15 protein-coding genes are annotated in these 20,384 nt (G+C 59.6%); 12 read left to right on the forward strand and 3 right to left on the reverse strand.

The genetic code is table 11. From position 1 onward, the window contains the following. Window positions 1-499: 499 nt before the first annotated feature. From AC27VU_RS18405 to AC27VU_RS18455, 11 genes are all read left to right on the forward strand, one after another. Window positions 500-868 (forward strand): DUF6124 family protein, encoded by a 369-nt coding sequence (locus AC27VU_RS18405; protein ID WP_488724612.1) that lies wholly within the window; start codon window positions 500-502, stop codon window positions 866-868. Window positions 869-1,116: 248 nt separating this feature from the next. Then, the gene (locus AC27VU_RS18410) at window positions 1,117-1,620 is read left to right on the forward strand and encodes a PAAR domain-containing protein (RefSeq protein WP_096797341.1); all 504 of its coding nucleotides are present in this window, start codon (window positions 1,117-1,119) and stop codon (window positions 1,618-1,620) included. After that, window positions 1,620-2,318: a hypothetical protein gene (locus AC27VU_RS18415; protein ID WP_262142462.1), complete on the forward strand. Its 699-nt coding sequence runs from the start codon at window positions 1,620-1,622 to the stop codon at window positions 2,316-2,318. The genes AC27VU_RS18410 and AC27VU_RS18415 overlap by 1 nt, the downstream gene beginning before the upstream one ends. Window positions 2,319-2,409: 91 nt before the next feature. After that, window positions 2,410-2,769, forward strand: a complete 360-nt coding sequence (locus tag AC27VU_RS18420) for a hypothetical protein (RefSeq protein WP_262142461.1) — start codon at window positions 2,410-2,412, stop codon at window positions 2,767-2,769. 232 nt (window positions 2,770-3,001) lie between these two features. Beyond that, on the forward strand, window positions 3,002-3,502 hold the full coding sequence (gene tpx, locus AC27VU_RS18425; RefSeq protein ID WP_007968505.1) for a thiol peroxidase: 501 nt from the start codon (window positions 3,002-3,004) through the stop codon (window positions 3,500-3,502). A 176-nt stretch (window positions 3,503-3,678) separates the two neighbouring features. After that, entirely contained in the window at window positions 3,679-4,986 is a 1,308-nt protein-coding gene (locus tag AC27VU_RS18430; RefSeq protein WP_003224499.1) for an MdtA/MuxA family multidrug efflux RND transporter periplasmic adaptor subunit, read from the forward strand. After that, window positions 4,983-8,078 carry an MdtB/MuxB family multidrug efflux RND transporter permease subunit gene (locus tag AC27VU_RS18435; protein WP_488724613.1) on the forward strand — a complete coding sequence of 1,032 codons (3,096 nt, stop codon included), beginning with the start codon at window positions 4,983-4,985 and terminating at the stop codon, window positions 8,076-8,078. The genes AC27VU_RS18430 and AC27VU_RS18435 overlap by 4 nt, the downstream gene beginning before the upstream one ends. A gap of 142 nt (window positions 8,079-8,220) precedes the next feature. Then, window positions 8,221-11,328: an efflux RND transporter permease subunit gene (locus AC27VU_RS18440; RefSeq protein WP_338801793.1), complete on the forward strand. Its 3,108-nt coding sequence runs from the start codon at window positions 8,221-8,223 to the stop codon at window positions 11,326-11,328. Beyond that, a complete protein-coding gene (locus tag AC27VU_RS18445; RefSeq protein WP_488724614.1) occupies window positions 11,325-12,794 on the forward strand; it encodes an efflux transporter outer membrane subunit in 1,470 nt (489 codons plus the stop codon). The genes AC27VU_RS18440 and AC27VU_RS18445 overlap by 4 nt, the downstream gene beginning before the upstream one ends. Window positions 12,795-13,082: 288 nt before the next feature. Further along, entirely contained in the window at window positions 13,083-15,164 is a 2,082-nt protein-coding gene (locus AC27VU_RS18450; protein ID WP_262141689.1) for a putative bifunctional diguanylate cyclase/phosphodiesterase, read from the forward strand. Window positions 15,165-15,408: 244 nt separating this feature from the next. After that, a complete protein-coding gene (locus AC27VU_RS18455) occupies window positions 15,409-16,155 on the forward strand; it encodes an SDR family oxidoreductase (protein ID WP_488724615.1) in 747 nt (248 codons plus the stop codon). A 125-nt stretch (window positions 16,156-16,280) separates the two neighbouring features. Here the strand turns inward: AC27VU_RS18455 and mapR are convergent, their stop codons facing one another. The 3 genes from mapR to AC27VU_RS18470 all read right to left on the reverse strand — a co-directional run bounded on the left by mapR (window position 16,281) and on the right by AC27VU_RS18470 (window position 19,733). Continuing rightward, entirely contained in the window at window positions 16,281-17,690 is a 1,410-nt protein-coding gene (mapR, locus tag AC27VU_RS18460; protein WP_008087199.1) for a GntR family transcriptional regulator MpaR, read from the reverse strand. 168 nt (window positions 17,691-17,858) lie between these two features. Beyond that, complete coding sequence (ccoG, locus tag AC27VU_RS18465) at window positions 17,859-19,289, reverse strand: cytochrome c oxidase accessory protein CcoG (RefSeq protein ID WP_488724616.1); 1,431 nt, start codon at window positions 19,287-19,289, stop codon at window positions 17,859-17,861. 195 nt (window positions 19,290-19,484) lie between these two features. Further along, the gene (locus AC27VU_RS18470) at window positions 19,485-19,733 is read right to left on the reverse strand and encodes a DUF3203 family protein (RefSeq protein ID WP_103484499.1); all 249 of its coding nucleotides are present in this window, start codon (window positions 19,731-19,733) and stop codon (window positions 19,485-19,487) included. Window positions 19,734-19,855: 122 nt separating this feature from the next. On the opposite strand from AC27VU_RS18470, the gene AC27VU_RS18475 reads away from it, so the two are divergent. Next, window positions 19,856-20,368: an MgtC/SapB family protein gene (locus AC27VU_RS18475; RefSeq protein ID WP_488724617.1), complete on the forward strand. Its 513-nt coding sequence runs from the start codon at window positions 19,856-19,858 to the stop codon at window positions 20,366-20,368. Window positions 20,369-20,384: the final 16 nt, after the last annotated feature.

Genomic DNA, 20,384 nt, shown 5'->3' on the forward strand with positions numbered 1-20,384 from the left:
TCGACAGGTGTCTGAATAAAAGACGCAAAGCTGCGCTTTAACAAACGCAATCCGACACGCTGCAACTGCCAATGCAGGAGCTGCCGCAAGCTGCGATCTTTTGCTCCTGTCGTTAAAAACCAACATCAAAAGATCGCAGCCTGCGGCAGCTCCCCGTGCGTATTTCAATTCAGGATGTTTAAACGTTGTTTCGATTTTGCGGAGAGTTCCCACAAGGTTTTCAGGTTGTCCGTCGGACGTCGGGTCTCTAGCCTGTGTTCGTCGCTGCCAATTCAGCGACCGGGACTGGAAACCCCGACGGGTATTAGTGGCGCGTACACGCCTTTCATAACGTATCCTTGCGCACTTCGAATGTGTGCACTCCGTTATGGCGGCTGTGCGCGGGGGACCTTCGGGTCGTCCGGGTCGCCGCTGCCCGGGTTTCCAACCTGCGTACAGCTGCCACCTCTTCGTCCGGAAACCGAAGGGGGCAGCTCCGACTATTCAGTGGAGTTACACCATGAAAAAACCAACACCCAACCCCCCAGAGTCAGGCGCCGACACCACAACCCCTTACGCCTCAGTCGTCAGTAAAAAACTCCACGAAGCCGCCGACCGCGCCCTCGACTACTACCTCAATCCCGCCGCCCCTATCATGTCCAGCGCCAACGAGCCTGAGTCCATGTACCTCGCCAATCCCAGGTACAACACCGAATCTCTTCTAGCCAACGCCAGCGAAACACTCGGCTCGGCCAGCGAGATGCTCATCAACTTCGCTGCCTCGCTGGAAACCTCCCAGCGCAAAACAGCACTGGGTATTGCTCAGGTCGTCATGCTGGGCGAGTTAGCGGTAAATCAAGCACTGGATCACGTAGAACTTAAAGACTGATTGATCATGATCCTTCCCGCGCGCAGCAAAGCAATGCAGCCCTTGACGCTCTGCGTCAGATTCGTGAGTTGGCGCGCGGAGCTCTCTTGTTACATTCCTTTACCGCGCGTTGGAACGGTCAACGACCAACCAAAAAAGACTCTAGCCGGTCGTATTTTCTATCCAGTTCGCAGGTGACATGGATACCCTGTTTTCCAAAACAAGATCGGGTAACATCCGCAGGTCGTGATATTCAATGGAGAGAAACGATGGCAGGAAAGCCAGTCGCAAGGCTCGGAGATCCAGGTAGTCATGGTGGAAATATCAGCACTGGATCAAGTCCTATTTTTGTTAACTCGACTCCCGTAGCTTTGGTAGGAGATATCTATTCCTGCCCGATTCACGGCAGTAATCCCATAACAACGGGCGCCCCCCATGTTTTTGGGTTGGGAAAGGACGTTGCCCATGTCGGTTCCCAAACGGCATGTGGAGCGACGATTACTGCTGGATCACCCGACACCTTCGTCGGTGATTCTGGTAGTGCTCCCGCCAGCTTCTTCTCGCAGTTTCTGAAAGAAAAGACTTTCGTCGAGTTTCAGTTGCTTAATGAAAGAGATGAACCTGTAGCCAACGAGGCGTATGAATTGACGCTTCCCGATGGAACCTTGATGACTGGCGTCCTCGACGAAAATGGCTTTGTGCATGTTGCAAATATTCCCAGGGGGAGTTGCAGCATAAAGTTTCCGAAACTTGAAGATACGGAACATCTTTAATGGTTCAGTCTACTAAAACTACCAGCACAACCCATGCAGCAAAAAATACAGGCGCACCAGGGAAAACCACAAAAACCAATCAGGTGGTCGTATCCGGTGCGTATATGGAAGTGCTGGTGGGTGGTCCCTACACCCGCGATAAAGAAGAGCATCCTTTCGGGCACGCGGCTTTACACGTGGTGGTCGGTAGCAAAGACATTACTTATGACTTTGGTCGCTATGGAAAAACCTGGGGCACGTTCGATAGCGAGGGCGAAGGCGTGTTGAACGTCTGGACGTCCTTCAAAGCGTATATCTCTGGTGAAAACAGTTTGGGGCGTACAACAACAGGTTTTGTTTATTTTTTGGAAAATGCAAAAGCCGAAGCTGTGATCGCTCATTTCGACGGTATTGTCGCCCAGCAAAAAGAACAGCGAAAAAAGACTGCCTCATCAGCTCGGTATGTCTTGCCATCGAACTATCATCCGACTACGAATAACTGCACAACCGTGACAATTGCAGGAGCAAAGGTTTCGGGAAAGTCAATTGTGCAGAACCCGGCTAAATTCAATGAGATGCGTGGTCTTTCTTTCATCGAAAGACAGGCAGCGCGTACGCAAAGTAGTCCGAAGGACGGTATTTTCATGCCGGCGGATTTACAAGCCATGCTCGAAGCAAATACCGAGGCCCCCTATGATAAGAAAAATATTTACAAATAGACGTCTTGGCCTATGGCTGGTGGCGGTTTTATCCGTCAATGCGATTTTTTTGGGTTTTCTGATTTTTGGCGATATTGCGAAGGGGCACAATATGAAAATGATCAAAACTAAAGAACCGTTGCTGATTGAAGGGCCAAACGGCGACGAGAATTACTATGTCCTGCCTTTGGGTACTACCCTTTATCACGATAAAAGCTTTCCTGAAGGGCATGACCGTTATGTGGTGTATCTCAATCATAAAGGTGCAATTGCACACGAAGAAGTACCCATGAAGCCTGAGTATGGCGGTTCATTTATAGATCCGCTCTGGCTGACCAATGTTGATGAGGAAACCTTGAAAGAAATTTTCAAACGGTTTCCGCTCTCCAAAACCGATATTGCCGCTGCTATCAAGGCCAATGAAATAACCAAGGATGATCTAGCCGACATCATCCGATCCATGCCCGACTGACCAAATCTTTTAGCTGTCGGTGAAACGAAGCTGCGATCTTTTGATCTTGATGAAAAGATAAAGTCAAAAGATCGCAGCCTGCGGCAGCTCCTACAGGGGGGCTTGGGTTGTATACAATTTTTTGCGCAGGCCCCTGACAATTTTCAAGCGGGGCATAGGTCGTCGGACAATTTCGTGGTTAACTTCGGCCTCTTGCATGCTTTCCAATCAAAACATCAGAAGGACTCAAGTCATGGCTCAAGTCACCCTCAAAGGCAACCCGGTTCAAGTCAACGGCCAGTTGCCACAAGCCGGTTCCAAGGCGCCAGCCTTTTCTCTGGTTGCCGGCAATCTGTCCGACGTCACCCTGAAAGACTTCGCCGGCAAGCGCAAAGTGCTGAACATCTTCCCAAGCGTTGATACCCCAACCTGCGCTACCTCCGTGCGCAAGTTCAACGCTCAGGCCAACGAACTGGCCAACACCGTGGTGCTGTGCATCTCGGCTGATCTGCCATTCGCCCAGGCCCGCTTCTGCGGCGCCGAAGGCCTGGAAAACGTGCAGAACCTGTCGACCCTGCGCGGTGCCGAGTTCATCGAAAACTACGGCGTAGCCATCGCTGACGGTCCGTTGAAAGGCCTGACCGCCCGTGCCGTGGTGGTGCTGGACGAGAACGACAACGTGCTGCACAGCGAGCTGGTCAAGGAAATCGCTGAAGAGCCGAACTACGACGCAGCACTCGCCGTACTGAAATAAGCGCTTTTACAATTGTTAACGGCCTGGCCCTGTCCAGGCCGTTTTCATTTGTGTATCAGTGTCTTGGCTCACACCTTGTAACGTAAGTTGAAAGTAAATAGCCGGTAAAGCTGCTTTGCTTAAGTCCCGTCAGTGCTTATCGTTCAGCCTCCCGTAAAAAGAAGCCCACGCGCCCAATGGTAAATCACTCCATGCAATCGTCCTCCCGTAACTCTCGTCGCTGGCTGTTGAGCCTGCTTGTGCTGCTGATCATCGCCGCTTTGTGCTGGAAATTCTGGCCCGCCGGTTCAGCCCACAAGGAGGGCGCGCAGAAAGCTGCTGCCGGCCACACCGGGCGTTCGGGGATGATGCGGCCGGGCTTCGGCGGGGCGGCCGGGCCGATTCCGGTGCGTGTGGCACCGGCGGTCACGGGTGACTTCCCGCTGTATTACAAGGCCCTGGGTACGGTCACCGCGCTCAATACCATCAATGTGCGCAGCCGGGTGGGCGGCGAACTGGTGAAGATCAATTTCGAAGAAGGGCAGATGGTCAAGGCCGGCGACCTGCTGGCAGAGATCGATCCGCGTCCTTATCAGAATGCCTTGCTCCAGGCTGAAGGCACCTTGCTGCAGAATCAGGCGCAGTTGAAAAACGCACAGGTCGACGTCGAGCGTTATCGTGGCCTGTATAAGGAAGACAGTATCGCCAAGCAGACCCTGGACACCGCCGAAGCGCTGGTCGGCCAGTATCTGGGCACGGTCAAGACCAATCAGGCGGCGGTCAACGACGCCAAGCTCAATCTCGAATTCACCAAGATCCGCGCACCAATTGCCGGTCGCGTCGGCCTGCGTCAGCTCGACGTCGGCAACCTGGTGGCGGCGAACGACACTACGTTCCTCGCCGTCATTACCCAGACTCAGCCAATCAGCGTGGTGTTCACCCTGCCGGAGAACAATCTGGAAACCGTGCTGGCGCGTTACCACAGCGGCGCCAAACTGCCCGCTGAGGCATGGGATCGCGGCGACACTAAAATCCAGGCCACCGGCGTCCTGCAAAGCCTCGACAACCAGATCGACGTCGCCACCGGCACCCTGAAATTCAAGGCCCGTTACGATAACCGCGACCAGTCGCTGTTCCCCAATCAGTTCGTCAACGTGCACCTGCTGGCCGACACCCTCAAGGGTGTAGTGCTGGCACCGTCGGCAGCCATCCAGTTCGGCACCAATGGCACCTTCGTCTATGCAATGGACGGCGACAAGAAAGTCACCATCCGCCAACTGAAGATCGGCGCGAGCGATGGTAACAACACGGTGATCACCGAGGGTCTCGCCGCGGGCGACCGCGTAGTGCTCGAAGGCACCGACCGCTTGAAGGAGGGCAGTGAAGTCGAAGTGGTCAACGACAGCAATGACGTGCCGACAACGCCGACCGAACACCTGCAAGGCAAGCCCGCAGCCAGCGCGCATGACACCGCCTCTACAGACAAGGCCAAGAAGGGCGCATGAACATTTCGCGGCTGTTTATCCTCCGTCCGGTAGCCACCACCCTGAGCATGCTGGCCATTGTTCTGGCCGGCCTGATTGCCTATCGCCTGCTGCCGGTCTCGGCGTTGCCGCAGGTCGATTACCCGACCATTCGCGTCATGACCCTGTACCCCGGCGCCAGTCCGGACGTGATGACCAGTGCCGTGACCGCGCCGCTCGAACGTCAGTTCGGGCAAATGCCCGGCCTGACGCAAATGGCCTCGACCAGCTCCGGCGGTGCTTCGGTGCTGACCCTGCGCTTCAGCCTCGACATCAACATGGACGTCGCCGAGCAGCAGGTGCAAGCCGCGATCAACGCTGCGACCAATCTGCTGCCAACCGACCTGCCGGCGCCGCCGGTGTACAACAAGGTCAACCCGGCGGACACCCCGGTGCTAACCCTGGCGATCACTTCAAAAACCATGCTCCTGCCCAAGCTCAATGACCTGGTCGATACGCGCATGGCGCAGAAGATCGCCCAGATCAGCGGTGTCGGCATGGTCAGCATTGCCGGCGGTCAGCGTCAGGCGGTGCGGATCAAGGTCAACCCGGAAGCCCTGGCGGCTAACAGCCTGAACCTGGAAGACGTGCGCACCCTGATCGGCGCGTCCAACGTCAACCAACCGAAAGGTAACTTCGACGGCCCGACGCGGGTCTCGATGCTCGATGCCAACGACCAACTGACGTCGCCCAAGGACTACGCCAACCTGATCCTCGCCTACAAGAACGGTGCGCCGCTGCGTCTGAAGGATGTGGCGGAAATCGTCGACGGCGCGGAGAACGAACGTCTCGCCGCGTGGGCCAACCAGAATCAGGCAGTACTGCTGAATATTCAGCGTCAACCGGGCGCCAACGTGATTGAAGTGGTCGACCGGATCAAGGCGTTGCTGCCGAGCATCACCGACAACCTGCCAGCCGGCCTCGACGTCACCGTGCTCACCGACCGCACCCAGACCATCCGCGCCTCGGTCACTGACGTGCAGCACGAACTGCTGAGCGCCATTGCGTTGGTGGTGATGGTGACCTTCCTCTTTCTACGGCGTGCCAGCGCGACGATCATTCCGTCGGTAGCGGTGCCGCTGTCGCTGATCGGTACGTTTGGCGTGATGTATCTCGCCGGGTTCTCGGTCAACAACCTGACCTTGATGGCGCTGACCATCGCCACTGGTTTTGTGGTCGACGATGCGATCGTGATGCTGGAAAACATCGCGCGCTTCATCGAAGAAGGGGACAGCCCGATGCAGGCCGCGCTCAAGGGCGCGAAGCAGATCGGCTTTACCCTGATCTCCCTGACGCTATCGCTGATTGCGGTACTGATTCCGCTGCTGTTCATGGCCGACGTGGTCGGGCGGCTGTTCCGCGAGTTCGCCATCACTCTGGCGGTGGCGATCCTTATTTCCCTGGTGGTTTCGCTGACCCTGACGCCGATGATGTGCGCGCGACTGCTCAAGCGTGAACCGCAAGAACACGAGCAGGGCCGTTTCTACCGGGCCAGTGGCGCATTCATCGACTGGATGATCGCTGCTTACGGGCGCAAGTTGCAGTGGGTGCTCAAGCACCAGCCGCTGACCCTGATGGTGGCCATCGGTACCCTGGCGCTGACCGTGTTCCTTTATATGGTTGTACCCAAGGGCTTCTTCCCGGTGCAGGACACCGGGGTGATCCAGGGCATTTCCGAGGCGCCGCAGTCGATTTCCTTCGCGGCCATGGGCGAGCGTCAGCAGGCGCTGGCCAAGGTGATTCTCGAAGATCCGGCGGTTGAAAGCCTGTCGTCCTACATCGGTGTCGACGGCGACAACGCCACGCTCAACAGCGGTCGCCTGCTGATCAATCTCAAGCCGCACGGCCAGCGTGATCTGAGCGCCACGCAGGTGATCGCGCGCCTGCAACCGCAACTGGACAAGCTGGTCGGCATCCGCCTGTTCATGCAGCCGGTGCAGGATTTGACCATCGAGGATCGGGTCAGCCGGACCCAGTACCAGTTCAGCATGTCTTCGCCGGATGCAGAATTGCTCAGTCAGTGGAGCGGGCGTCTGGTCGAGGCCTTGGCCCAGCGTCCGGAGTTGACCGACGTTGCCAGTGACTTGCAGGACAAGGGCCTGCAGGTCTATCTGGTGATCGACCGTGACGCAGCCTCGCGCCTTGGCGTTTCGGTGCAGAACATCACCGACGCGCTGTATGACGCCTTCGGCCAGCGGCAGATCTCGACCATTTACACCCAGGCCAGCCAGTACCGCGTTGTGTTGCAAGCGCAGGCCGGGGAGAAGATCGGGCCGGCGGCGCTGGATCAGATTCACGTCAAGACCACTGACGGTGCGCAGGTGCGCCTGTCGAGCCTGGCCCATGTCGAGGAGCGTCAGGCGCAACTGGCGATTACCCACATCGGCCAGTTCCCGGCGGTGATGATGTCGTTCAACCTGGCGCCCGGCGTGGCGCTGGGGCATGCGGTGGACATCATCGATCAAGTGCAGAAGGACATCGGCATGCCAATTGGCGTGCAGACCCAGTTCCAGGGCGCGGCCGAAGCGTTCCAGGCCTCGCTGTCGAGCACCTTGCTGCTGATTCTGGCAGCGGTGGTGACCATGTACATCGTGCTCGGCGTGCTTTACGAAAGTTACATCCACCCGATCACCATTCTCTCGACCCTGCCGTCGGCGGCGGTCGGCGCCTTGCTCGCGTTGCTGCTCAGCGGCAATGACCTGGGCATGATCGCGATCATCGGCATCATCCTGCTGATCGGTATCGTCAAGAAGAACGCGATCATGATGATCGACTTCGCCCTCGACGCCGAACGCACGCAGGGCATGGCGCCGGAGCAGGCGATCTATCAGGCGGCGCTGCTGCGTTTCCGGCCGATTCTGATGACCACCCTGGCCGCACTGTTCGGCGCGGTGCCATTGATGCTCGCCACCGGTTCCGGGGCGGAATTGCGTCAGCCACTGGGTCTGGTAATGGTCGGCGGTTTGCTGGTGAGCCAGGTGCTGACCCTGTTCACCACGCCGGTGATCTACCTGTACTTCGACCGCCTCGGTCGGCGCTTCGGCAAAACCAATGCCGAAGAGGTACCGGTATGACTGTCTGGATACATTCCCCCTGTGGGAGCGGGCTTGCTCGCGAAAGCGCTGTATCAGGCGACATGAATGTTGAATGTCAGACCGTATTCGCGAGCAAGCCCGCTCCCACAAGGGACTGGTGTGATGTTGGGGATTGCGGTCAATGAACCTCTCCGGACCTTTCATCAAGCGCCCGGTCGCGACCATGCTCCTGAGTCTGGCGATCATGCTGCTGGGCGGTGTCAGCTTCGGCCTGTTGCCGGTATCGCCGCTGCCGCAAATGGATTTCCCGGTGATTGTGGTCCAGGCCAGTCTGCCCGGTGCCAGTCCCGAGGTGATGGCGTCTACGGTGGCGACACCACTGGAGCGCTCGTTCGGCGCGATTGCCGGCGTCAACACCATGAGCAGCCGTTCCAGCCAGGGTTCGACCCGGGTCATTCTGCAATTCGACCTCGACCGCGACATCAACGGCGCGGCACGGGAAGTGCAGGCGGCGATCAACGCTTCGCGCAACCTGTTGCCGAGCGGGATGCGCAGCATGCCGACCTACAAGAAGGTCAACCCGTCGCAGGCGCCGATCATGGTGCTGTCGCTGACTTCGGATGTGCTGGAAAAAGGCCAGCTCTATGACCTGGCCTCGACCATCCTCTCGCAGAGCCTGTCCCAGGTGCAGGGCGTGGGTGAAGTGCAGATCGGCGGCAGTTCGCTGCCGGCGGTGCGCATCGAACTCGAACCGCAGGCGCTGAACCAGTACGGCGTGGCGCTCGATGATGTACGCAAGACCATCGCCGGGGCCAACGTGCGCCGGCCCAAGGGCTCGGTGGAAGACAGCGAGCGCCTGTGGCAGATTCAGGCCAACGACCAGTTGGAGAAAGCCAAGGATTACGAATCACTGATCATCCACTACAACAACGGCGCAGCCCTGCGTCTGAAGGACGTGGCCAAGGTCAGCGACGGCGTCGAAGACCGTTACAACAGCGGTTTCTTCAACGATGACGCGGCGGTGCTATTGGTGATCAACCGCCAGGCCGGCGCCAACATCATCGAGACGGTCAACGAGATCAAGGCGCAGTTGCCGGCCCTGCAAGCGGTACTGCCGGCCAGCGTCAAACTGAACCTGGCAATGGATCGCTCGCCAGTGATCAAGGCCACGTTGCACGAAGCGGAAATGACCCTGCTGATTGCCGTGGCACTGGTGATTCTGGTGGTGTTCCTGTTCCTCGGTAATTTCCGCGCCTCGCTGATTCCGACATTGGCGGTGCCAGTCTCGCTGGTCGGCACCTTCGCGGTGATGTACCTCTATGGCTTCTCGCTGAACAACCTGTCGCTGATGGCGCTGATTCTCGCCACCGGGCTGGTGGTGGACGATGCGATCGTGGTGCTGGAAAACATCTCCCGGCACATCGACGAAGGCGTCAAACCGATGAAAGCCGCGTACCTCGGGGCCAAGGAAGTCGGGTTCACCTTGCTGTCGATGAACGTCTCGCTGGTGGCGGTGTTTCTGTCGATCCTGTTCATGGGCGGGATTATCGAGAGCCTGTTCCGCGAGTTCTCGATCACACTGGCGGCGGCGATCGTGGTGTCGCTGGTGGTGTCCCTGACGCTTACGCCGATGCTCTGTGCGCGCTGGCTCAAACCACATACCCCGGGTGAAGAAAACCGTTTGCAACGCTGGAGCCGGCGGACCAACGACTGGATGGTCGGCAAATACGCCACCAGCCTCGACTGGGTGTTGCGTCATCGTCGTCTGACATTGCTCAGTCTGTTGATCACGGTCGGGGTGAACGTCGCGCTGTATGTCGTGGTGCCGAAAACCTTCATGCCGCAACAGGACACCGGTCAGTTGATCGGTTTCGTGCGCGGTGATGACGGCCTCTCGTTCAGTGTCATGCAGCCGAAAATGGAAACCTTCCGCCGCGCCGTGCTCAAGGATGACGCGGTAGAAAGCGTCGCCGGGTTCATCGGTGGCACCAACGGCACCAACAACGCCTTTATGCTGGTGCGGTTGAAACCGATCAAGGAGCGTCAGCTCTCGGCGCAGAAAGTCATCGAACGTCTGCGCAAGGAAATGCCCAAGGTTCCTGGCGCCCAGTTGATGCTGATGGCGGATCAGGACCTGCAGTTCGGCGGTGGCCGCGAGCAGACCACTTCGCAATACAGCTACATCCTGCAAAGCGGCGATCTGGGTTCGTTGCGCGAGTGGTATCCGAAAGTCGTTGCCGCGTTACGGGCACTGCCCGAGCTCACGGCCATCGACGCCCGCGAGGGGCGCGGCGCGCAGCAGGTGACGCTGATTGTCGACCGCGATCAGGCCAAGCGCCTCGGCGTCGACATGAACATGGTCACGGCGGTGTTGAACAACGCCTACAGCCAGCGGCAGATTTCGACCATCTACGACAGCCTCAACCAGTATCAGGTGGTGATGGAGGTCAATCCGAAATACGCCCAAGACCCGGTGACGCTCAATCAAGTGCACGTGATTACCGCTGACGGCGCGCGGATTCCGTTGTCGACGATTGCCCACTACGAAAACAGCCTGGAAGACGACCGCGTCAGCCACGAAGGCCAGTTCGCCTCTGAAGACATTTCCTTCGATATGGCCGAAGGCGTGACGGTGGAGCAGGGCAGTGCCGCGATCGAACGGGCGATTGCCAAGCTTGGTCTGCCGGAAGACGTTATCGCGAAAATGGCCGGCACCGCTGACGCCTTTGCCGCGACGCAGAAGAGTCAGCCGTTCATGATCCTCGGTGCGCTGCTGGCGGTGTATCTGGTACTCGGCGTGCTGTATGAAAGCTACATTCATCCGCTGACGATTCTTTCGACCTTGCCCTCGGCCGGCGTCGGCGCGTTGCTGTCGATCTATGCGCTGGGCGGCGAGTTCAGCCTGATCTCGCTGCTCGGGCTGTTCCTGTTGATCGGGGTGGTGAAGAAAAACGCGATTCTGATGATCGACCTGGCGCTGCAACTGGAACGCCATCAGGGCCTGTCGCCGCTGGAGTCGATCCGCAGCGCGTGCCTGCAACGGCTGCGGCCGATTCTGATGACCACCCTGGCGGCGATCCTCGGCGCCTTGCCGTTGCTGCTCAGCCGTGCGGAAGGTGCGGAAATGCGCCAGCCATTGGGCCTGACCATCATCGGTGGCCTGATCTTCAGCCAGGTGCTGACCCTTTACACCACGCCTGTGGTTTACCTCTATCTCGACAAGCTGCGCCACCGCTTCAACAAGTGGCGTGGCGTGCGTACTGACGCCGCTCTGGAAACTCCGCTATGACTGACCGTTCGCTTCTCAATCTGGCCACTGCGCGCGGCTCGCGCCTGTTGAGTCTGTCGCTGTGCGTGGCGATGCTCAGTGCCTGCGCCGTCGGCCCGGACTATCAGCGCCCGCAGACCGCCGAGGTCGCGCAATACAAAGAGGCCGAAGGCTGGCGCCAGGCCAATCCGAGCGACTCGCTGGCCCGTGGCGCCTGGTGGGAGTTGTATGGCGATCAGCAGCTCAATGGCCTGATCGAGAAACTCAACAGCTCCAACCAGACCGTTGCGCAATCCGAAGCCCAGTTCCGTCAGGCCCAGGCTTTGGTGCGCAGTGCCCGGGGGGCGTTTTACCCGAACGTCGACCTGAGCCTGGGCAAAACCCGCTCCAGCCAGGGCACCGGCAGCAGCAGTTCGAGCCTGAGCAGTTCCGCCAGCGGCATTCGCGACACCTACAACGCGCAGTTGGGCGTGAGTTGGGAAGCGGATATCTGGGGCAAGTTGCGCCGTGGCCTGGAAGCCAACGAAGCCAGCGCCCAGGCCAGCTTCGCTGATCTGGCGGCGATGCGCCTGAGCCAGCAGTCGGAACTGGTGCAGAATTACCTGCAACTGCGGGTGATCGATCAGCAGAAGCGCCTGCTCGAAGCCACCGTCACGGCTTACGAGAAATCGCTGCAAATGACCCAGAACCAGTACCGCGCGGGCATTTCCGGGCGCGATGCGGTGGCGCAGGCACAGACTCAGCTGAAAAGCACGCAGGCCGATCTGGTGGATCTGATCTGGCAACGGGCGCAGTTTGAGAATGCTATCGCCGTCCTCACCGGGCAGGCGCCGGCCGAGTTCAGCATTGCTGAAACCCAGAGCATTCCGAACCTGCCGCAGATTCCGCTGAGTCTGCCGTCGCAGTTGCTGGAACGCCGCCCGGACATCGCCTCGGCGGAGCGCTCGGTGATTGCCGCCAACGCCAACATCGGTGTGGCGAAAGCCGCGTATTACCCGGACCTGACCTTGAGCATGAGCGGTGGTTACAGCAGCAGTACCTCGAAAAATCTGTTAACGCTACCGAACCGTTTCTGGTCAGTCGGCCCGAAACTGGATTTGCCGATATTCGACGGTGGCATCCGTTCGGCCGAGGTTGACCGTACCGAGGCGGTGTATGACCAAACCGTCGCCAAGTACCGCCAGACTGTGCTCGATGGTTTCCGTGAAGTGGAAAACTATCTGGTGCAATTGAAGGTGTATGAAGACGAGGCGGCGGTGCGTCAGGAAGCACTGGAGGCGGCGCGCGACTCGCTGCGTCTGACCCAGAACCAGTACAAGGCCGGGTTGATTGCCTACATCGATGTCGTGGTGGTGCAGGCGACTGCGTTGAACAACGAACGGACTGTCCTCAACATCTTGCAGAGTCGTCTGCTTGCCAGCGTGCAATTGATTGCGGCGCTGGGCGGTGGCTGGGACGGACAACTCGATGTCAGCGACAATCGCTGATCCGTGGGAGCGAGCCTGCTCGCGAAGGCGTCAGTTCGGTCGACATCGGCGATGAACGTGCTGGCTTTTTCGCGAGCAGGCTCGCTCCCACATTGATCGCGCTGATTGCCTGAATCCTGGGAACGAGGCCCGGGCCAGAGCCTCGCAAAACCATCAAACAAGCGTTTCATCGGGTTGATGGCAAAATGATTACTTTGTCAGTGCGTTCTTCTGCGCAATCAGTACAATCGCCGCATTTGCCCGGCCGAGAATGGATGCAGTACGGCGCGGGTGGTTGCGAGAATCCCCATGCTCATCGGTAATTATTCCTTCACTCTGGTTTTCATTTCGTTGTGTGTGGCGATTCTCGCGTCCTACACAGCGCTCGACCTGACCGGGCGCATCGCGAGCGCCCGTGGGCGCGCAGTGCATCTCTGGACGGCGGGCGGTGCACTGGCGATGGGGGTTGGCGTGTGGTCGATGCATTTCATCGGCATGCTGGCTTTCAAGCTGCCGATCGATCTGGGCTACGACATGGCGATTACCGCGCTATCGCTATTGATCGCGGTACTGTCCTGCGGGTTTGCCCTGTGGCTGGTCAGTCAGCCGAAACTGCCTGTGTTGCAACTGGCCTTTGGTGCCTTGGTCATGGGCGCCGGCATCAGTGCGATGCATTACACCGGCATGGCTGCGCTGCGCATGACCCCAGGGATCGATTACGACCCGACGCTGTTCGGCGCGTCATTGCTGATCGCGGTGGGTGCTTCGGCAGCGGCGTTGTGGATCGCCTTCCGCTTGCGCCAGCAGTCGCCGTATGTGCGCCTGATCCGCGGCGGCGCGGCGGTGATCATGGGCATTGCCATTGTCGGCATGCACTACACCGGGATGGCCGCCGCGCAGTTTCCCGCTGGCAGTTTCTGCGGTGCGACGCTTGACGGGCTCAAGGGCAATGGCCTCGACAATCTGGTGCTGATCACCACCCTGGCGGTGCTGTCGATCGCCTTGCTCACTTCGATTCTCGATGCTCGCCTCGAAGCGCGTACCGCCGATCTGGCGCATTCGCTGACCCTGGCCAATCGTGAACTGACGCAACTGGCGTTGCATGACACCCTGACCGGCCTGCCGAACCGCATGTTGCTGGACGACCGGATCAATCAAGCGATGAAAAAGGTTGAGGAACAGGGCGGCTGTTTTGCGCTGATGTTCATCGATCTGGACGGTTTCAAACCGGTCAACGATGCCTTTGGCCACCACATGGGTGACCAGTTGCTGCGCGAAGTCGGGGTGCGCCTGCGTGAAGACCTGCGCAGCCAGGACACGCTGGCGCGGATCGGCGGCGATGAATTCGTGCTGCTGGTGCGCCTGACCGAACCCGACGATGCCCTGAGCCTCGCCGCGCGCCAGGTCGGGTTGATCGCCCAGGCGTTCCGCGTGGCCGAGCACGACTTGCAGATATCCGCCAGCGTCGGCATCGCCTTGTACCCGGGCAATGGCCAGAGCGCTCAGGAACTGCTGATGAACGCCGACGCGGCGATGTATCACGCCAAGGGCGGCGGCAAAAACGGCTATAGCTTCTTTGATGCCTCGATGAATAACAACGCGCGCAAGCAACTGCAACTGTTACAGGATCTGCGCGCAGCGCTGGAGCACGGTCAGTTCAGCCTGTATTTCCAACCCAAATTCGACGCCGCCAGCGGTCGTCCGGTCGGCGCCGAAGCGCTGCTGCGCTGGCAGCATCCGACCCAGGGCATGTTGCTGCCGGACAAGTTCATCGATCTGGCGGAGAAAACCGGTCTGATCATCGCCATCGGCGAATGGGTGCTCAACGAAGCTTGCCGGCAGATGCGCGAATGGTACGTGCTCGGTTACACCGACTGGCGAATCGCGGTGAACCTCTCGGCGTTGCAGTTCTGCCACGCGGGGCTGGTGCAGAGCGTGGCCAAGGCGCTGGCGACGCATCATCTGCCGGCCAACAGCCTGACTCTGGAAATCACCGAAACCACGGCCATGAGCGATGCCGATGCGAGCATGACTGTGTTGCAGGAGTTGTCGGACATGGGCGTCGACTTGTCGATCGACGACTTCGGCACCGGCTACTCGAGCCTGATGTACCTCAAGCGTTTGCCGGCCAATGAGCTGAAGATCGACCGCGGATTTGTCCGTGATCTGGAACACGACAGCGACGACGCGGCCATCGTCTCGGCCATCGTGGCGTTGGGGCAGGCGTTGGGTCTGCGGATCGTCGCCGAGGGTGTGGAGACCGGAATGCAGCAGGACTTCCTCACGCAGTTGGGGTGTGATTCGTTGCAGGGTTATTTGTTGGGGCATCCGATGCCGGCGGATGTGTTCCTGCAGAACATTGCCCGTGGAGAGGCTGTGGCGCCTGTCTGACTGCAGCCTGTGGCGAGGGAGCTTGCTCCCGCTGGGGCGCGAAGCGGCCCCCGCCTTTACTCGGTTGTACCGTGTTGGCCGGATTCGCGTCTGCTTCGCAGCCGAGCGGGAGCAAGCTCCCTCGCCACAAAAAACATCTCAATCCCGTACATGGTTTTGTCTTTGACAGAGCCCATGCAAAACCGCCCAATGGCGGTTATTCTTCCACCCGACTGTTACGTGTGCATTGGGGGGAAGGGCCAGCATGGATAAAGTCATTGTGATCACCGGTGGCGGGCGCGGAATTGGCGCCGCTACGGCGTTGTTGGCTGCCGAGCAGGGCTATCGGATCTGCATCAACTATCAGTCGGATGAACAGGCCGCGCAAAGCGTGCTGGAGCAAGTGCGGGCGCTGGGGGCCCAAGCCATTGCGGTGCGCGCCGATGTCAGTATCGAAGACGAAGTGATCGCGCTGTTTCAGCGGGTCGACACCGAGCTGGGTCGGGTCACCGCGCTGGTGAACAACGCCGGCACCGTCGGGCACAAATCGCGGGTCGATGAAATGTCCGAGTTCCGCATCCTCAAAATCATGAAAACCAACGTGCTGGCACCGATCCTCTGCGCCAAACACGCGATCCTGCGCATGTCGCCCAAACACGGCGGGCAGGGCGGCAGCATCGTCAACGTCTCGTCGGTCGCCGCACGCCTGGGTTCGCCCAACGAGTACGTCGACTACGCCGCGTCCAAAGGTGCGCTCGACACCTTCACCATCGGTCTGTCCAAGGAAGTGGCGGGCGAGGGGATTCGCGTCAACGCGGTACGTCCGGGTTATATCTATACCGATTTCCACGCGTTGAGCGGTGATCCGGACCGGGTCAGCAAGCTTGAGTCGGCGATCCCGATGGCCCGGGGCGGGCGGTCGGATGAGGTGGCGGAGGCGATAGTCTGGTTGCTGTCGGACAAGGCTTCCTATGCCACCGGGACGTTTGTTGATTTGGGGGGCGGGCGTTGATCTTTGAGATTTGTATTGGCTGATCCGGCCTCTTCGCGAGCAAGCCCGCTCCCACAGGGTAAACGCATTCCAAAGGTGGGAGCGGGCTTGCTCGCGAAGGCCTCATTGGCAGCAACATCAATCTGTCAGAACGACCGCACAATCCGCCCCAACGTCTCCATCGCTTTCTCCGAGTCCTCGGTCCACGGGCTGCCGTAATTCAACCGGATACAGTTCCGAAATCGCTGGGTCGGCGAGAAGATCGGCCCCGGCGCGATGCTGATGCCCTGCGCCAATGCCATCTGAAACAATTTCAATGAATCCATCTGCGGTGGCAGTTCCAGCCACAGGAAGTAGCCGCCGGCCGGCTGACTGACGCGGGTCTGCGCCGGGAAGTAGCGGGCAATCGCCGCGAGCATCGCGCTTTGCTGTTCTTCCAGGGCGTAGCGCAGTTTGCGCAGGTGGCGGTCGTAGCCGCCGTGTTGCAGATAGTCGGCGATGGCCGCCTGCGCCGGCATCGAGGCGCACAGCGAGGTCATCAGTTTCAGCCGTTCGATTTTCTGTGCGTAGCGCCCGGCGGCGACCCAGCCGATGCGGTAGCCGGGGGCCAGGCTTTTGGCGAACGAACCGCAGTGCATCACCAGTCCTTCCGTGTCGAACGCCTTGGCCGGTTTCGGCGCTTGCTGGCCGTAATAGAGTTCGGCGTAGACGTCATCTTCGATCAGCGGCACCTGATGTCGGCGCAGCAGTTCCACCAGTTCCTGTTTCTTCGCCTCGGGCATGGTCGCGCCCATCGGGTTCTGGAAACTGGTCATGCACCAGCAGGCCTTGATCGGATGGCGCTCCAGGGTCTGGGCGAGCACGCCGAGGTCGATACCGTCGCGCGGGTGCACGGGGATTTCCACGGCTTTGAGTTTCAAGCGCTCCAGCACTTGCAGGCTGGCGTAGAACGCCGGGGCTTCGATGGCCACCAGATCGCCGGGTTCGGTCACGGCTTGCAGACACAAATTCAGCGCTTCGAGGGCGCCGTTGGTGATCAGCAGTTCTTCCATGGGCAACATCAGCCCGCCGACCATGTAGCGCAGGGCGATCTGCCGGCGCAGTTGCGGATTGCCCGGCGACATGTCGGTGACCACCATGCGCGGGTCCATCTCCCGCGCCGCACTGGCCAGCGAACGCGACAGGCGCTGCAACGGGAACAGGGTGGGGCTGGGGAATGCCGAGCCGAAGGGCACGGTGCTCGGGTCTTTGATCGATTCGAGGACCGAGAACACCAGTTCGCTGACGTCGACTTCGGTGGAATCGTTGACGTGGCTGCTGATCACCGGCTCGGAAAACGGGCTTGGCGCGTGGGTGTTGACGAAGTAGCCGGAGCGCGGCCGGGCGCGGATCAGACCGCGACGTTCGAGCAGGTAATAGGCCTGGAACACCGTGGACGGGCTGACCCCATAGGTCTGGCTGGCGTAGCGCACCGATGGCACCCGTTGCCCGGGGCCGAGGACACCGGAGCGGATCAGTTCAGCGATGTCGTCGGCGAATTTTTCGTAGCGTTTCATCGGTATCCCGCGATGGACTGAATTCGGATTGCTTTTTGTGGCGAGGGAGCTTGCTCCCGCTGGGCTGCGTAGCGGCCCCAAAAGCTTGTGAGTGCTACGCACTCAAGCGGGAGCAAGCTCCCTCGCCACAGGTATCGCAGTGTCAAAAGAGGACAGCATCTTAAAGGCTCAGCGATTCATCGGCGCCACAAACCTGCTTTTCGCCACGCTATAAATCTCGGGCTCGTCGCTGTCGGCGATCTTGAAGCTCAAGGTCTGCGAGCTGCTGGCCGGGCGCTCGTTGGTCATTGCCACCGACACCGGCACATCGACGATCTCCCCTGGCGCCAGGCTCAGCTCGGTCTTGCCCTGTAACTGGAAGCCGTCGCCATCCACCAGGCTCAGGTTGTAGTCCTGACGCTGCTGGGTTTTGTTGATGACCTTGAGGGTGTAGATGTTCTCGATCTGGCCCTGACCGTTTTCGCGGAACAGCCCACGGTCCTTGGTCACGTCCAGCGAGACCATCGGCCGTTCGACCAAGGCCAGCGCCAGAGCGCCGATCATCACCAGCAGCACCGCGACGTAGCCGATCAGCCGTGGCCGCAGCAAGTGGGTCTTGCCGCCCTGCAATTCGCGCTCGGAACTGTAGCGGATCAAACCGCGCGGGTAGTTCATTTTGTCCATGATCGAATCACAGGCGTCGATGCACGCTGCGCAGCCGATGCATTCCATCTGCAGGCCGTCGCGGATGTCGATGCCGGTCGGGCAGACCTGCACGCACAACTGGCAGTCGATGCAATCGCCGAGGCCGGCCTCGGCGGGTTTCACGTCACGTTTGCGCGGGCCACGGTGTTCGCCACGGGCGACGTCGTAGGAAATCGCCAGGGTGTCCTTGTCGAACATCACGCTCTGGAACCGCGCATACGGGCACATATGCATGCACACCGCTTCGCGCAGCCAGCCGGCATTGATGTAAGTGGCGGCGGTGAAGAACAGCACCCAGAACAGGCTGACCCCGCCGATTTGCAGGGTGAGCAGCTCTTCAGCCAGCGGACGAATCGGCGTGAAGTAGCCGACGAAGGTCAGCCCGGTCAGCACGCTGATCGCCAGCCACAGGGTGTGCTTGGCTGCACGCCGGGCCAGTTTGTTCAGGCTCCAGGGCGCCGCTTGCAGTTTGATCCGTTGGTTGCGCTCGCCTTCGGTGACTTTCTCGCACCACATGAAAATCCATGTCCACGAGCTCTGTGGGCAGGTGTAGCCGCACCAGACCCGGCCGGCGAACACGGTGATGGCGAACAGGCCGAACGCGGCAATGATCAGCAGCGCCGAGAGCAGGATGAAATCCTGCGGCCAGAAGGTCGCGCCGAAGATGTGAAATTTGCTTTCGGCCAAGTCCCACAGCACGGCCTGACGACCGCCCCAATTCAGCCACACGGTGCCGAAGAACAGCAGAAACAGAAATCCCGCGCCGCTCATGCGCAAGGTGCGGAACAGGCCGGTGAAACTGCGGGTGTGGATGTGATTGTCGGTGGAGCCGGCCTTCGCCTTCATCGGGCGACCAGGCACATTTTTTATGGTGGGGCTTGCTTCTACGGTTCGGACGGGGATTTGTTCGCTCATGGTCGTTCGCTCATCAGCCTCCATCAGGCGGATGAACTATGAGCGCCGAACTGTTTGCATAACAGGCTCAGCTATTTGAATAAAAAGCGTATCAGATGGCTTCTGACCCGCGCCCTGCGACAACTTGAAGCAGCCCGCAGACGCAGGCGCAAACGCCTATCGCAGGCGTCTGCACCGGGTGTTGATCAGGGTCAGTCAAATCACCGAATCACTCTCGTCGGCCTTAAGATGCTTGCGACCATCCTTTGCGCCGGCGACGGTCAAGGCATCAGCTTCCGCTTCGGTGATGTAAACGCGTCGACTTTCAATTTCCACAAACGACATGGCCTTTTCACTATCTGTTTTGACTTCCAGCGTGTCGCAAATGCGGATTTCCTCGCCATTTTCGACGGTGAAAAAACACACTTTTGCTTCGGGATTGGATTCATCGATTCGAACGGGCATGGGGCTGTCCTTTTTTCTCGGGTGTCTGAGAGGTTAGGGCGCGCGCTTTGCCGATCGTTCTGCGCAACTGATTAATGGTCGCCGCTGTCCATCCACTGACGACATATAAAAAGGACGGAGCGATGAACGCTTGGTGGGATGAAGTGTGGGAAACGCTGCAAGCAGAATTCGCTGACGTCGGCGATGCCTCGCAACTGACACGCATCACCGTGCGCCTGTTGATGGCAGCGGTGCTGGGCGGGATTCTCGGTTTTGAACGTGAGCACAAGGGCAAGGCTGCCGGAGTACGCACGCACATGTTGGTGGCGTTGGGGGCGGCGTTGTTTGTGCTGGTGCCGCAGACTTCAGGGGCTGAATCCGATGCGATGAGTCGAGTATTGCAGGGCGTTATCGCCGGGATCGGCTTTTTGGGTGCCGGGACGATTCTGAAAAATCAGGAAGGCGATGAAGGCCATGTCAGAGGGCTGACCACGGCGGCCGGGTTGTGGATGACAGCGGCGATCGGGGTGGCGGCCGGCCTGGGGAGGGAAGCGACTGCGTTGCTCAGCACGTTGTTGGCGTTGGGGATTTTCAGCGTGATGCCGCGGGTGGTCAGGATGTTCGAGAAGGATGGGGAGAAAAACCAACACCTGTAACCGATCGTTCCCATGA

This window comes from Pseudomonas sp. 14P5.3.2 (assembly GCF_057799175.1).

What these genes read in the sequence shown, in the direction of transcription:
- AC27VU_RS18440 (WP_338801793.1), top strand. Translation starts at nt 8,221, where the DNA reads ATGAACCTCTCCGGACCTTTCATCAAGCGCCCGGTCGCGACCATGCTC.
- AC27VU_RS18420 (WP_262142461.1), top strand. Translation starts at nt 2,410, where the DNA reads ATGAAAATGATCAAAACTAAAGAACCGTTGCTGATTGAAGGGCCAAAC.
- AC27VU_RS18470 (WP_103484499.1), bottom strand. Translation starts at nt 19,733, where the DNA reads ATGCCCGTTCGAATCGATGAATCCAATCCCGAAGCAAAAGTGTGTTTT.
- AC27VU_RS18450 (WP_262141689.1), top strand. Translation starts at nt 13,083, where the DNA reads ATGCTCATCGGTAATTATTCCTTCACTCTGGTTTTCATTTCGTTGTGT.
- AC27VU_RS18405 (WP_488724612.1), top strand. Translation starts at nt 500, where the DNA reads ATGAAAAAACCAACACCCAACCCCCCAGAGTCAGGCGCCGACACCACA.
- AC27VU_RS18415 (WP_262142462.1), top strand. Translation starts at nt 1,620, where the DNA reads ATGGTTCAGTCTACTAAAACTACCAGCACAACCCATGCAGCAAAAAAT.
- AC27VU_RS18435 (WP_488724613.1), top strand. Translation starts at nt 4,983, where the DNA reads ATGAACATTTCGCGGCTGTTTATCCTCCGTCCGGTAGCCACCACCCTG.
- AC27VU_RS18410 (WP_096797341.1), top strand. Translation starts at nt 1,117, where the DNA reads ATGGCAGGAAAGCCAGTCGCAAGGCTCGGAGATCCAGGTAGTCATGGT.
- mapR (WP_008087199.1), bottom strand. Translation starts at nt 17,690, where the DNA reads ATGAAACGCTACGAAAAATTCGCCGACGACATCGCTGAACTGATCCGC.
- AC27VU_RS18445 (WP_488724614.1), top strand. Translation starts at nt 11,325, where the DNA reads ATGACTGACCGTTCGCTTCTCAATCTGGCCACTGCGCGCGGCTCGCGC.
- ccoG (WP_488724616.1), bottom strand. Translation starts at nt 19,289, where the DNA reads ATGAGCGAACAAATCCCCGTCCGAACCGTAGAAGCAAGCCCCACCATA.
- AC27VU_RS18430 (WP_003224499.1), top strand. Translation starts at nt 3,679, where the DNA reads ATGGTAAATCACTCCATGCAATCGTCCTCCCGTAACTCTCGTCGCTGG.
- AC27VU_RS18455 (WP_488724615.1), top strand. Translation starts at nt 15,409, where the DNA reads ATGGATAAAGTCATTGTGATCACCGGTGGCGGGCGCGGAATTGGCGCC.
- AC27VU_RS18475 (WP_488724617.1), top strand. Translation starts at nt 19,856, where the DNA reads ATGAACGCTTGGTGGGATGAAGTGTGGGAAACGCTGCAAGCAGAATTC.
- tpx (WP_007968505.1), top strand. Translation starts at nt 3,002, where the DNA reads ATGGCTCAAGTCACCCTCAAAGGCAACCCGGTTCAAGTCAACGGCCAG.